Annotated in this window: 12 protein-coding genes and 1 pseudogene; 10 read left to right on the top strand and 3 right to left on the bottom strand. The window is 51.4% G+C overall.

Annotated elements, in window-relative coordinates:
- The first annotated feature begins 43 nt into the window (after positions 1-43).
- The 4 genes and pseudogenes from OCU43_RS12630 (at position 44) to OCU43_RS12615 (ending at position 3,372) form a co-directional block, all read left to right on the top strand.
- Positions 44-931: a LysR family transcriptional regulator gene (locus OCU43_RS12630; protein ID WP_091355705.1), complete on the top strand. Its 888-nt coding sequence runs from the start codon at positions 44-46 to the stop codon at positions 929-931.
- Between the two features lie 178 nt (positions 932-1,109).
- Complete coding sequence (locus tag OCU43_RS12625; RefSeq protein ID WP_091355702.1) at positions 1,110-1,370, top strand: hypothetical protein; 261 nt, start codon at positions 1,110-1,112, stop codon at positions 1,368-1,370.
- 267 nt (positions 1,371-1,637) lie between these two features.
- A complete protein-coding gene (locus OCU43_RS12620; RefSeq protein WP_091356248.1) occupies positions 1,638-2,423 on the top strand; it encodes a type IV toxin-antitoxin system AbiEi family antitoxin in 786 nt (261 codons plus the stop codon).
- Positions 2,356-3,372, top strand: a pseudogene (locus OCU43_RS12615) (nucleotidyl transferase AbiEii/AbiGii toxin family protein). The gene OCU43_RS12620 and the pseudogene OCU43_RS12615 overlap by 68 nt, the downstream one beginning before the upstream one ends.
- Before the next feature lie 209 nt (positions 3,373-3,581).
- Here the strand turns inward: OCU43_RS12615 and trpB are convergent.
- Together trpB and OCU43_RS12605 are read right to left on the bottom strand one after the other, a co-directional pair.
- Positions 3,582-4,784, bottom strand: coding sequence for a tryptophan synthase subunit beta (gene trpB / locus OCU43_RS12610; protein ID WP_091355699.1), 1,203 nt, complete (start codon positions 4,782-4,784; stop codon positions 3,582-3,584).
- Positions 4,785-4,942: 158 nt separating this feature from the next.
- Positions 4,943-5,191 (bottom strand): hypothetical protein, encoded by a 249-nt coding sequence (locus OCU43_RS12605; RefSeq protein ID WP_139203141.1) that lies wholly within the window; start codon positions 5,189-5,191, stop codon positions 4,943-4,945.
- A gap of 110 nt (positions 5,192-5,301) precedes the next feature.
- Between OCU43_RS12605 and pdxB the strand changes: the two genes are divergently transcribed.
- The 5 genes from pdxB (at position 5,302) to OCU43_RS12580 (ending at position 9,490) form a co-directional block, all read left to right on the top strand.
- Entirely contained in the window at positions 5,302-6,447 is a 1,146-nt protein-coding gene (gene pdxB, locus OCU43_RS12600) for a 4-phosphoerythronate dehydrogenase PdxB (protein WP_091355694.1), read from the top strand.
- A 107-nt stretch (positions 6,448-6,554) separates the two neighbouring features.
- Entirely contained in the window at positions 6,555-7,277 is a 723-nt protein-coding gene (locus OCU43_RS12595; protein WP_091355692.1) for a flagellar brake protein, read from the top strand.
- The gene (locus OCU43_RS12590) at positions 7,278-8,390 is read left to right on the top strand and encodes an ATP-NAD kinase family protein (RefSeq protein ID WP_091355689.1); all 1,113 of its coding nucleotides are present in this window, start codon (positions 7,278-7,280) and stop codon (positions 8,388-8,390) included.
- Positions 8,391-8,486: 96 nt separating this feature from the next.
- Positions 8,487-8,738 (top strand): hypothetical protein, encoded by a 252-nt coding sequence (locus OCU43_RS12585; RefSeq protein WP_091355686.1) that lies wholly within the window; start codon positions 8,487-8,489, stop codon positions 8,736-8,738.
- 185 nt (positions 8,739-8,923) lie between these two features.
- A complete protein-coding gene (locus tag OCU43_RS12580) occupies positions 8,924-9,490 on the top strand; it encodes a hypothetical protein (protein WP_091355684.1) in 567 nt (188 codons plus the stop codon).
- Between the two features lie 240 nt (positions 9,491-9,730).
- On the opposite strand, the gene OCU43_RS12575 is transcribed toward OCU43_RS12580, so the two are convergent.
- Complete coding sequence (locus OCU43_RS12575) at positions 9,731-10,315, bottom strand: HupE/UreJ family protein (protein ID WP_091355682.1); 585 nt, start codon at positions 10,313-10,315, stop codon at positions 9,731-9,733.
- 407 nt (positions 10,316-10,722) lie between these two features.
- On the opposite strand from OCU43_RS12575, the gene OCU43_RS12570 reads away from it, so the two are divergent.
- Positions 10,723-13,458, top strand: coding sequence for a bifunctional acetate--CoA ligase family protein/GNAT family N-acetyltransferase (locus tag OCU43_RS12570; RefSeq protein ID WP_091355679.1), 2,736 nt, complete (start codon positions 10,723-10,725; stop codon positions 13,456-13,458).
- The last annotated feature ends 40 nt before the right edge of the window (positions 13,459-13,498 follow it).

Below are 13,498 nucleotides of genomic sequence, written 5' to 3'. Positions count from 1 at the left end.
AAGCTGAATAATAGACTGTTGTTGAAACATAAAGGGGTGAGAATTGGACAGACTGTTTGCTATGCAGATTTTTACCCGCATTGTCGATAGCGGCAGTTTTACCCAGGCGGCAAAGGAGCTGAATATCTCCAGGGCTTCGGCAACATCGATGCTGAAACAGCTGGAACAAAGCCTTGGCGTCAGGTTGCTTCACCGCACGACCCGCCGGGTGAATCCTACCGTCGATGGCCGGTTTTATTATCAGCGCTGTCGCAACATACTCGAACAGGTGAGCGAAACAGAGGAACTTCTCTCCCAGGTAGCCGCTATGCCTCGGGGGCCTCTGCGTGTGGATCTACCCAATAGCTTCTCCCGTCTGGAAGTGATTCCCCGGCTACCTGAGTTTTGCGCCAGCTATCCCGATGTTGAGTTGTTGCTGAGTGCCGGTGACCGGGTGATCAATCTGGTAGAGGAGTCGGTCGATTGTGCCATCAGGATCGGCACGCTGACAGATACCCCTTCGAATATTTCCCGACCACTGACACCACTGCGGCAGGTCACCTGCGCCAGTCCGCTCTATCTTAATCGGTTTGGTTTACCGCAGAGATTCAGTGATTTTGAAAGACATCAATGCGTTGAGTACCGCTCGACCTCCAGTGGAGAGGTGGAACCGCTGGAGTTTCTGCTGGATGGACAGCTGCAACAGCAAACCCTGCCCGCGCTGATCTCTGTGAGCAATGGTGACTCCTATGTGGCGGCCTGTGAAGCGGGCATGGGGATTATTCAGATACCGGAATACCATATCCGGCGTCAGCTTGAAGCAGGCACACTGGTTGAGATTCTGCCCGACATTCGCCCCCCTTCATTACCGCTCTCAGTGCTCTACAGCCATCACTCGCATATGAAACCAGCTTTAAGAGTGTTTATCGACTGGATGGTGAAGCATTTTTAAAGATATTCGTGTTTCTACATAGCTCATAGCGTCGATAGAGCTTCTGGCGTTAAGTGCAGTCATTAAGCAGGAAAGTACTGAGTTTCTACAAATTATTGCTGACCTTCAGAGCACAGCTTAGTAGTATCATGGTTAACCGCCTGATAATTAAGCAACTCAGCTGTGCTTCGAGGGAACGATGGCTTTGATGACACCTGAAACACCACACAGCAACTTTGCCTTCCTGGCAGAGTATGATCCGATCTTTCAACAGCTGGCTAACGCAGCGGAAAGGTCTTTTTCCAGAGACCCCAACACCACGCTGATCAAGCTACGTCAATTAGCCGAAGCCTTAAACTTGTGCATCCATGCACTCGGGGCTTCGCCCCAGCCTGCGGCTGCCCAAATTCGATCCCGTCGAATTTGTCGCGGCGAACTCACCGCCGACTGGCGCGCATAGAACCTAGATCTGATCAGTCGTAAAAATTCAGCCGAAGCCCTGCTTGAACGTATCAAAGCCCTGCTTGAACGTATCAAAGCCGAGCGCGGGGCGATGCAACTGAAGAAGAGGGCCTGAACCCGGAAACCTGCTTAACTCTGTCACAACGTTATTTGGTTTAGCTTGTAGGTTTTAGTCATACTTAAAGTATGAATAATTTATTTTTAATAAACTATTTAATGCGCTATGGTTTACTATAATGATTATATTAATACCTTAGGTGTGATTATGTCATATAAATTAAACTGGCTGGTTAGCAATACGTCTCCTGGTTCTCTGGTGTTGCAGCAATGGCTATCGGAGAATGGTATCAGCTACTCCCTGGCGCAAAAGTATTGGGAAAGCGGCTGGCTGAAGAAACTGGGTGCCGGTGTTTATTATCGTCCCGGGCCGGGGGATCAGCCTAAGCCTGATTGGACCGAGGCGCTGAAAGCGCTCATCCAGCAGCTGCACCTGCCCGTTCACTTGGCTGGTCTGAGCAGTCTTAACCATCAGGGGCTGAGTCACTATTTACAGATAAACTCAGAGACGGTTTGGGTTGGCACTAAAGAAAAACAAGCCTTGCCCAAGTGGTTTCGTGAGTTTGGTCAGGACTGGCAGTATTGTGGCAATCACAAACTCAGCGAGCAGGTCGAAAAAGATTTTATTACGCGCTCTGTTAATGGCCGGGAGCTAAGGTTGAGTAGCCCGGAGTTGGCGGCTTACGAGGTTGTTGATGCTATAGGTAAACATATCAGCTTCGAACATGCGGCTGAGCTGTTCCAGGGGTTAGTCAGCCTGAGTCCTCGAAAAGTACAGTCAATTCTAAGTCGAAGCCGCTCAGTTAAGACTAACCGGGTCTTCCTCTATCTGAGTCATTATTATGATCATCCATGGGTGAAGCGTCTTGATGAATCCGTGATAGCGCTTGGTGCAGGAAAACGTCAGGTGGTATCGCTGGGCAGATATGATGAGCGTTACCAGATCACGGTACCTGTATCGTTTAGTCGTAACAGTGGACACCATGATGATTAATAAGAGTTCTGTTTATTATCAACAAGTGTCTCTGGTGATAAAGATGTTGTCAGTCGTCGCTGGCGAAAATGTTTTTGCCTTGAAAGGTGGCACGGCCATCAATCTGTTTATCCGAGATTTCCCGCGTTTGTCTGTCGATATTGATTTAGCTTAGCTGCCTTTAGACATAAGGGATGACGCTCTGACAAATGCTCGTGCCGCATTGATGAGGATGAAAGCGGAGATTAATGCCCAGCCAGTATTGACTGCAACGCTTCAGGACAATAAGCCTGATGAACTGCGGGTTATTGTGACCAGTGGTACAGCCACTATCAAAATTGAAGTCTCTCCTGTTGCAAGAGGCACACTGCATGATCCTGTATCGCTTCCAGTGGTTGCATTGGTAGAGGATGAGTTTGGTTATGCAGAAATTCCGGTTGTGAGCCTGCCTGATCTTTATGGTGGCAAGTTGTGTGCGGCAATGGATCGGCAGCATCCGAGAGATCTGTTTGATGTGCAGATGTTATTAGCCCATGAGGGCATTTCCCGAGAGATATTTATTGGTTTTCTGGCTTATGTTCTAAGTCATCCAAGGCCCATCCATGAGGTTCTGGCGCCAAACTGGAAGCCTCTGGATGACGCCTATCGAACTGAATTCTCAGGCATGACGAGTGAACCTGTTGCTCTGGATATGCTATCAGCTTCAAGGGCGGAAATGATGAATTCATTACAAGCCCAAATGACAGAGCAGGATAAGATGTTTTTGTTATCGTTTAAGCGCGGAGAGCCAGACTGGTCTTTGTTCGAAGAACCTTCCGCTGCTGAGCTACCAGCAGTGCGTTGGAAGTTAAATAATATTCAGCGTTTAGCTAAAAATAAAATCAAACATAAAGAACAGCTTGAAAGGCTGGAAAGCGTATTAGACAGCTGGTTAGCTAAGGTGAATCTTGGTCCTGGCAATGATGAGTAATTGCAAGGCTTCCAAGTAACTTTGGAAAAGTCTGATGAGTGCTTTAGGTACGATCAGCTTGCGAATGTCTATAAGGGTTTATTTATAGGATAGAAAGGACCAGATCTATCACCAATCAGTCACTGATTGATTAAAAAGATCTAATCCTTTCTTTTTATTTCAGAGCTCTTTATCTCAGAACTCTTTATCTCAGAACTCTATTTAAGTACTTAAAGCCCCAATTTATCCGCCACATAATCGGCGTCTTTATCGCCCCGGCCGGACAGGTTGATCAGAATGCTCTTATCCTTGCCCAGCTTCGGCGCTTCGCGCATCGCCCAGGCGACGGCGTGGGCGCTTTCCAGTGCCGGGATAATCCCCTCTACCTGAGACAGGGTCATAAAGGCGTTGAGACACTCTTCGTCGGTGACCGATTCATACTCAACCCGCTCAATATCTTTCAGATAGCAGTGCTGTGGGCCGACGCCCGGGTAATCCAGGCCGGAGGCGATGGAGTGAACCGGCAGTGGCTCGCCATCTTCATCCTGCAGTACATAGCATTTGAAGCCGTGAATTGCGCCCGGTGTTCCTTTTGTCAGGGTGGCGGAGTGATCTTTGGTGTCCAGACCTTTGCCTGCTGGCTCTACACCGACGATCTTCACATCTTCATCTTCAAGGAAGGCGGTAAACAGTCCCATTGCGTTGGAGCCACCACCGACACAGGCGGTGATGATGTCCGGGTTTTTACCATGCCGGTCGTTGAACTGTTGACGGGCTTCACGGCCGACAATGCTCTGGAAGTCACGCACCATTTTCGGGAAGGGGTGGGGGCCTACCACAGAACCGATGGCGTAGATAAACTCTGCCGGGTTTTTCAGATACTCTTCGAAGGCGCTATCGACGGCGTCTTTCAGGGTGGCGGTGCCCCGGGTGACCGGTACCAGTTTGCAGCCCAGAATCTTCATCTTGGTGACGTTGGGATGCTCTTTCTCGATATCCACCTGGCCCATATGGATCTCACAGGGGATGCCCACCAGGGCGCAGGCAGTGGCCAGAGCGACACCGTGCTGACCGGCACCGGTTTCCGCCAGCACTTTCTTTTTACCCATAAATTTTGCCAGCAGGGCTTCACCCAGACAGTGGTTAATTTTGTGGGCACCGGTGTGGTTCAGATCTTCCCGTTTCAGGTAGATCTGTGCGCCGCCAAGTTTTTCACTCAGACGTTTGGCATGGTAGATCGGGCTGGGGCGGCCAACATAGTCCTGATTCAGTTGCATCAGTTCGTTCTGGAACGCTTCAGTGTTGCGGATCTCTTCATAAGCCTGATCGATCTCGTCCATCACCTGCTTGAGTTCCGGGGGGATAATCTGGCCACCGTAATTACCGAAATAGCCCTCTTTGTCTGGCATCGGGGCAAAATCAAACTTACTCATAAGACCTCTCTTAGCTCATATCTGACGGCCAGTGTTGTGATACCGTCGGCAACGATTATTTGAAATTATTGTATTATGTAGAGAGGAATATATCGCTGCGGTGCGCAGATGCCAACCGTTGAGTCTAATTAATTACAGGGTTGTTGCGCCGGCGCAGGTTAACCGAAATCCAGTTCGATCTGCTGCTCTTTGGAAACGGTTTTTTTAAACCCAAGGGATTTCTGCTTTCGGCTGATCTCCCGGAGCTGTGCCCGGGCTTCGTGGTAACAGTGAAAGATAGTGTGATGCACAGACCCTTTGTTATTCAGGGTATTGCCCCAGGATTCACTCAGCACCCAGTCCCCCATCAGATCCTGATAGAGTCGGACAATGAAATAATCCTGTTGTCTGCGCCAGCGAATAATCAAAAAACTACCCGAGTAAATTTGTCCGGAAATGATGTCAAACCGTAAGGCGGGCAATTATAATCGGCGTTTCGCCCCTTAACCAGCTGATTTTATAACCTTTGGAGTGATCATTGAAACCATCCCGACTGAACATCGTGGCAGATGAAAATATTCCTGCACTGGCGCGTTTATTTGGCCATCTGGGCGAGATTCATACGTTGCCGGGCAGAACCATTCAGAACAGCGATCTGCAACACGCTGACATGCTGTTGGTGCGTTCAGTCACCCGGGTAGATCCGCAGTTGCTGGAGAATACCCCGGTCAGATTTGTCGGAACCGCGACTATCGGTACGGACCATATCGATACCGACTGGCTACAGGCGCATAGCATCGGCTTTTCCAGCGCACCGGGCTGTAATGCCGATGCGGTGGCTGAGTATGTTATCAGTAATCTCCTGCTGGTTGCCGCAGAACAGGGCTTTAAGCTGACAGAGCGTGTTGTTGGTATTGTCGGGGTGGGTAATGTTGGCCGGCGTTTGCAGCAGCGGCTGACCGATCTGGGGGTGACATTAGTATTGAATGATCCTCCCCGTGCAGCTGCGGGCGAAACCGGGTTTATCGCGCTTTCTGCGCTATTAGCGCAGGCCGATATTATCTGTCTGCATACGCCACTGACTAAAACAGGAGATCATCCCAGCTTTCATCTGCTGAATGCGGATAATCTCGAACATATTAAGCCTGGGGCGGTATTACTGAACGCCGGACGGGGACCGGTCATCGACAATAAGGCGCTGCTCAACTGGCACCGGGGGCGTTCAGATGTGACACTGTTACTGGATGTCTGGGAGGAGGAACCAGTGGTGGACTCGCAGTTGGCACAACGGGTGCGCATTGGCACACCCCATATCGCCGGTTATAGCCTCGATGGTAAAATTCGCGGCACCTGGATGCTATATCGGGCGTTTTGCCAGCAACAGGGGATAGCCCCGGCTATTGAGCTGGCGGATTGTCTGGCCAGTGCCGGGTCGGCACCCGACATTCAGCTGGATGGATCGGAGACGCTGACCGATATCGTTCACGCTATCTATCAGCCAGAGGCCGATTTTCAGCGCTTTATGGACTCGCTGGTGGATACTGACCTGCAACCGCAGGCGTTTGATCTGCTAAGGAAAAACTACCCGGTGCGCCGGGAGTTTGTCGCGGCAACGTTGTCTGGCGTCAAGCCCTCACCTGAGCTTGCAAAGCAGTTGACGGCGGTGGGGTTTTGTCCGGACTGAGCAGTCTGCTGAGAAAACTTTCATTTATAAGCGTTGATGGGTTAGTTTAGCAAGCTGACTGATCTGTATAATATTTTCTTAATAATCCGCAACACGATAAGGCTCTGATGGCGCTGAAACTGGAACCCATTCAAACGGACAAAAAACTGGCTGATCTGCGTTTGCAGGTGGGCGAGCCGGTTCGGGTAGAGATCCGTGTTCCCCGGGTAAAATATACCGCTAAACTGCTGGGCTATGCAGAGAACGGTGGGGTTATGATCTCAGCGCCACCGCCGAAAAGTGGTGTGCCGACACTGATAAATGAGGGCAATCTCGCCAGTCTGCGTCTGATCAGTGGTAACCGCATCTGCAACTTCACCAGTAAGATACTGAAACAATACGATCAGCCGTTCAGTTACTGGCTGCTGGAATACCCCGCAACCATTGAGCTGAGACGGATCAGGGAGCACAGCCGGATTCCCGTGAGTCTCAGTTGCTCTATTGATGATTACGATGAGATGGCGGAGAGTGACGGCCTTCCGGTAAATGCGCTCTGTGTTGATATCAGCCGCGAGGGCGTCTGTCTGCAGTTGCCCTACGCCCTGGGCAGTGTGGGAGATCGCTTTTATCTGACGACACGCTTACAGATCGGTGATATCGATCAGGTTTTACTGGTGCCGGTTGAGTTAAGAAATATGCACAGCAGTGCGGCTGAGACGAGCAGTGTGCTCAATCATGGTTTTAAGTTTCTCGATCTGGATGAAGATACCCGTTTGATTATTACCGCATTTGTTTATCAGCAGTTTCTGGTTGAGACGGGCAATCTCGATCAGACCGGACAGGAGTTGTAGATGTTTCGTCTTGGCTTGATTGTGAATCCGCTGGCAGGTGTGGGGGGCAGCGTAGGCCTTAAAGGCAGTGATGGTGAAGCGACCGCATTGAAAGCGCTGGCACTGGGGGCCGAACCAAAAGCCAATCTGCGCACCCAGCAGGCACTGGAACCCCTGGCAGGGCTGGAGATTGAACTGATTACCTATCCCGGCGAGATGGGCGAGGACAGCGCTCGTATCGCTGGTTTTAAGCCACGGGTGATCGGAACTATTACTGCGGGTCACACCTGTGCTGAAGATACCGAGCGTGCGGCCCGGGAGATGGCGAAGCAGGGGGTTGATCTGATTCTGTTTGCCGGCGGTGATGGCACTGCCCGCAATATCTGTCACGCGATTGGCGATGCTACCCCGGTGCTGGGGATTCCGGCTGGCGTCAAAATTCACTCCGGGGTGTACGCGGTGACCCCGAAAGCGGCCGGGGATGTCGTCGCCATGCTGGTGCGGGGTGAGCTGGTGACACTGGCGGATCAGGAGGTGCGGGATATCGACGAAGAGGCGTTTCGCGCGGGCCGGGTCCGGGCTAAGTATTACGGCGAGCTGCTGGTACCGGAGGAGGGGCGCTTTCTTCAGCATGTCAAAAATGGCGGTCGTGAAGTTGAAGAGCTGGTGCTGGATGATATCGCCGCCGACTTCACTGAAAACATGCAGGATAACGTGCGCTATATCATGGGGTCTGGCTCCACTGTTCAGGCGATTATGGATCATCTGGGGCTGGACAATACCCTGCTGGGCGTGGATCTGATCGAGAACGGTCAACTGATCGGCAGCGATCTGACCGCGCAGCAACTGCTGGAGCTGACCGATGGATACGATACCCGGCTGGTGATCACCGTGATTGGTGGTCAGGGGCATATTATCGGTCGGGGTAATCAGCAGCTCAGTGTCGAGCTGCTCAAGCGTATCGGCCGTGAAAATATTATGGTGGTGGCAACCAAGAGCAAGATTAAAGAGCTGGAAGGCCGCCCCCTGATCGTTGACAGTGGTGATGCTGAGCTTAACCATCAGCTTGCCGGATTGATCCGTATTGTTACAGGTTATCGGGACGCGATTCTCTACCGGGTAGCCGATTACTGATATAAACCTCACTGTATTGCACAGCGTGATCCGCCGGACGGGCAAAATTCAGATTCTTTGATAAGCTTAAAGGATTGCTTTGAAGGGAGTACCACTATGGGGTTTGAATTAATATGGTTCTATCTGCGCCTGATGCTACCGGAATGGATGCACGTCAAATACCCCGATAGCAGCCATTTCTTCCGGCGAAAGTTCACGGCAGCCTATAAAGCCCGATTGCGCTGGGTGTATCGTATCTGGCTCGGTTCCGGGCTGTTGATGCTGGCCATTCCCGCCCCGCCGGTGGTAATTGGACTGGGGCTGTTTACCACTTTTATCTCCTTTTCATTGCTGGATGAAGCTGAGTGAAAGTGCTCAGCAGAGAAGATACACCGCCGATTCAGTCAGCCTGACAGAGGCTGGCTTCACCGTTGTCATCAAATAGCAATAACCCGGCAACCTGATTGTCATTTTTCCTGTTTACCCTTCGGGTGGAATATTTTCAGTCTGACGATAGATCGGTTCAGGCTATCCATATTAAACCGGGAGAAAACATGTCCTTTCTGAAACGAGCCGCTGTCGCCGCAGCGATTGCAGGTGTAACACTGTCACTGACTGCATGCCAGTCCAATGAAGTTAAACAGGAGATGGTTAAGGCACCAGTTCTGAATAACCAGGACCTGTATGAAGTTGATCATGAAGGCCGGCATTATGTTTTTGATGACTTTGCGGTTTATCAGGACTTCCTGAAAGTGGGCGAAACCTCTTTCCGCAAAGTATTTATCGGTGCCGGGCCGCACGGTGAATCTCTGGTATTTGGTCTGCGCAGCGAAGACAAGAAGAAGCTTGACGGTCTGGCTGGCGTTGATATGTACAATGGTAAGCTGCCTGCAGCAAAAGATTTTTACGGTGAAATGCGTGCAGAAGATGGTCGTTTGTATGTGTTTAATACCCTGGAAGATATGCAGGAGGTTCGTCAGAACGGTGAAGCCGCTTTCCGTCTGACTCAGATCGGTACCGGCCCAGAAGGGCAGACGGTTGTTTTCGTTCTGAATGACAGTAACAAGAAACAGTACCCTGCTGAGCTGGTTGCCCGTTTCAAAGAGATGAACGCGCTGTAAACCAGTCTGGTTGATGGTACAAGCTTAAACCCGCTAACCGCGGGTTTTCTTTTATCTGAGTAAAAAAAAGCCGGACAGAGCCCGGCTGTGAAGAGTGCTTTGAGCTGTTTTGGGTGATCAAAACAGTACAGCGGAGGTCTTACGGGGACGCGTAAGACATATCAGGCTGACGGGCAATGAGAAACCGGACAGCAGGATCAGGTGTGTGATCTGTAAGTGAGTATTGCAGCGGCCAGTCAATCAGATCGTTAACAACAGATAGCTGCCGACACTGGCGATCGCTGCACCCGCGATATGAGCCAGTCGCGGGGTTAATGTCCGGCTTGCTTTAAATATTCCCATCCCTGTCAGATGAAGGATGGCGGAGCTGCTCATAAAGCCGGCGGCAAACAGCAGCACTGACGCTCCTGATACTTCAGCGCCGTGGGCCTGGCCATGGGCACAGGCAAACAGGGCTGTCAGGGTCAGCGTTGCGATGGCAGGCAGCCGCACGGCGGTCGCAATGATCAGGCCGCAAACCAGTACAGAGGCTGCGATAGTGTGCTCAACCAGGGGCAGCACCACGCCGCCGGTTGCCATAAAAAAGCCAACGGCGAGAAACAGGATAAAGGTGACAGGGATGCTGATCCGCTGCGCTCTGTTCTGCATCGCAGCCCAGAAACCGATTGCCAGCATCGCCAGCAGATGGTCAAGACCTGAGAACGGGTGTATCAGACCGGACTGAAGACCTGACCCGGCACTGTGACCGGTATGGGCCATTGCTGGCACAGAGGTTATCAGCGTGATAAATGCTGCACTGGACATGATCATAGGGCGGAGTTTCATCTGTGCTACCTTTTATTCTATTAATTCACGTTTATCGGCTAATGATTGCCCACCCGCCAGAGGGGGATCAGGCTCTATACAGTTTTATATAGCAAATGTGGGGCCAGAACAGCTATTGCCTCTTATGATTATTAAGCTTTGCTGTTACTCCCGTGGTTGCAGGCTGTCAGCTGTGAAGTGTTGCCGGTGCTGCAGACGTTGCTAGACTGAACTGGTAACTTACTTACCAGTTGGCAGCATTATTGGTTTGAACATGTGTTTTTACCCACTTTGGCAGGGCTTTATGACTTTAATCACGGTTATTCGCGCAATAATGTTTGTGCTGCACCTGCGTAATATGGAAGATATAGATTCAGTCATTCGATCAGATTAACGGGTCAGTCCTGAAGGTCTGCGGAGTAAGTCTCTTGAGTACAAAATATCTCAAACGTTTTTTTAAGCCTAAATCGATTGCGGTGTTCGGAGCCTCTGAGAAAGAGAACAGCATGGGTGGTGTGGTGCTGCAAAACCTGCTGGATAGCGGGTTTCAGGGTAAGCTTATGGCGGTTAACAAGCGTGGCTATGAGACCGTTTATGGTGTCACCTGTTACAGCGGATTAACCAAGCTGCCAGAGATGCCGGACCTGGCGATCATCTGTTCGCCACCGGAGAGTGTCGCTGAACTGATCCGTAAACTGGGTGCTAATATGGTGAAGGCCGCTATGATTCTGACAGGCGGTCTGTCTATTGCCAGCGAACCTCTGGGTAAAAGTATGCGGGATGAGATTATGGAGGCCGCCAGGCCCTATGGTATCCGTATACTGGGACCCGACTGCATGGGGATGCTGGTGTCTGGCCATAAGATGAATGCCAGCTATTCTCATCTGAATATCCGCAAGGGTAAAGTGAGTTATGTCGGGCAGTCCGGTCTGTTGGGCACAGCAATGATTGACTGGGCTAACGGACAGGAGATCGGCTTTTCCCACTTTCTCACGCTCGGCGAAGGGGTTGATATCGACCTGCCGTCGATTATCGATTACTTTGCTCAGGACCCCTACACCCAGTCGATTCTGATTCAACTGGATCATCTGGTTGGCTCCTCCCGTAATCTGCTCAGCTCTTTGCGGGCGGCCTCGCGTAACAAACTGGTGCTGGTGCTCAAATCCAATATGATCTTCGATGAAGATAAGGACAGTCAGCCAGCGCTGGGCATTAAAGATGAAGATCTGGTCTACGATGCGGCGCTGCGCCGTGCCGGTGTTGTTCGGGTGGACACTGTCGATCAGCTCTATAATGCTCTGGAAACGCTGTCGCGGATGAAGCCGATGCGGGGTGAGCGGCTGGCGCTGGTCTGTAATGGTATGGGCCCCAATGCTCTGGCGACGGATCAGCTGTTGCGTAGAGGGGGAGAGCTGTCGCAGCTGTGTGACGAGACGGTGACCGCGTTACGGGAGATAATGCCGGACCACTGGAATCTGAAAAACCCGATCGATCTGCACTCGGATGCGACGCCGGAGCGTTTCGCCCGGGTAACTCAGTTATTAACCAAAGACCCCAATGTGGATGCCGTACTGGTGATTCATGCCCCCACGCGGATGGCCCCCGGTGTGGCAACTGCTGAAGAGATTATTAAGGTGTCCCGTAATACACCGCGCAATATTCTCACCTGCTGGATGGGGCGAAGTACGGCGATTGAGTCACGTAACCATTTTAACGCTGCCGGAGTGACCACATTTATCACCCCCGAAGAAGCGGTCGATGCATTCATGCATATGGTGGAGTTTCGCCGTAATCAGGAAGTGATGAAGCAGACTCCCGCGCCTTTTGAAGATCCCAATGAGCGGAACCATCAGCGGGCCAAAGCCCTGATTGCTGATGCAATGGCACAGGGGCGTGACTACCTGACGCATAACGAAGCAACAGATCTGCTGGATCAGTATGATATTCCGGTCTCCCATACCCAGTATGCTGATGATGTAGATGGGGTGGTCGATATTGCTAAAAAACTGGGGGGTGCCGTCGCCTTAAAAGTGATGCATCGGGAAAATATCTATCCGTTTAACTACGACAATAAAAATCACCCCCGCTGGAAAGATCAGGCGATGGATCTGTTCTCCTCTAATGAGGTCAGGCAGGCCGCTACACAGCTGGCCTACCGGGTGAGAGAACGCTTTCCTGACGATGAAGTTCTGGGGGTCTGTGTGCAGCAGATGAAGCGGGGCTTCCAGTCGCTGCAGATCAATATGGGGATCACCCGTGATCCGGTGTTCGGGCCGCTGCTGGTGTTTGGTAACGGAGGGTATTCCGTTGATGTTCTTGCGGACCGGCAAGTGATGCTACCGCCGCTGAATCTCAGTCTGGCCCGTCAATTGATCATGACGTCACATATCTATTCTGTGCTGAAAGAGAGCAGTGAACAGCTTGAGAGAGATCTGGAGCAGCTTAGTAATCTGCTGATTAAGCTATCACAGATGGTGGTTGAGCTGCCCAACCTTAAAGGTCTGGAGATTAACCCGATGCTGATTAACCGGCGGGGAGCATTGGCTGTTGATGTCGCGGTCTCTTTGGGCGAGCCATCCGTGCTGGCGATCTCACCCTATCCTGAGTATCTCAGTGAACATATTTCACTGCGTAAATCGGGGCGTAAGGCGATGGTCAGAGCGATACGGGGAGAGGATGAACCTAACCATCTGGAGTTTTATAACAAACTGAGTCCGGAATCGATCCGCCTGCGTTATTTCTATAGCCGTGGCATACCAACCCATCAGGAGCTGGCTAACTGGACGCAGATTGACTACGACCGGGAGATGGCCTTTATCGTGACAGCTCCCAGACAGGGGGCGCCGGGTTGGGAAACCCTGGGGGTTGTCCGGGCGGTGACCGATGCTGATAATGTACGTGCTGAGTTCTCGGTCGTCATCCGGGATGACCTGCAGGGAGAGGGGCTGGGCGCGGTACTGATGCAGAAAGCGATCGATTACTGTAAAGCACGGGGCACCTTGCTGCTGATGGGATCAACCCTGACCTCTAATAAAGGGATGCAGGGGCTGGCACAGAAGCTGGGCTTCAAAAATCACTACAACATGGAAGAAGATGTGGTGGAGATGGAGATGATGCTGAATGAGCCAACTGAAGACTGGCAGCGTTACCGACTGCAGAATTAAAACGGTATTGAACGAAAAAACCATCCGGTGACGGATGGTT

The organism is Amphritea atlantica (genome assembly GCF_024347255.1).
GTDB lineage: Bacteria > Pseudomonadota > Gammaproteobacteria > Pseudomonadales > Balneatricaceae > Amphritea > Amphritea atlantica.
The sequence above is the reverse complement of the archived record's forward strand: the minus strand, read 5'-3'. Positions and strand labels throughout refer to the sequence as shown.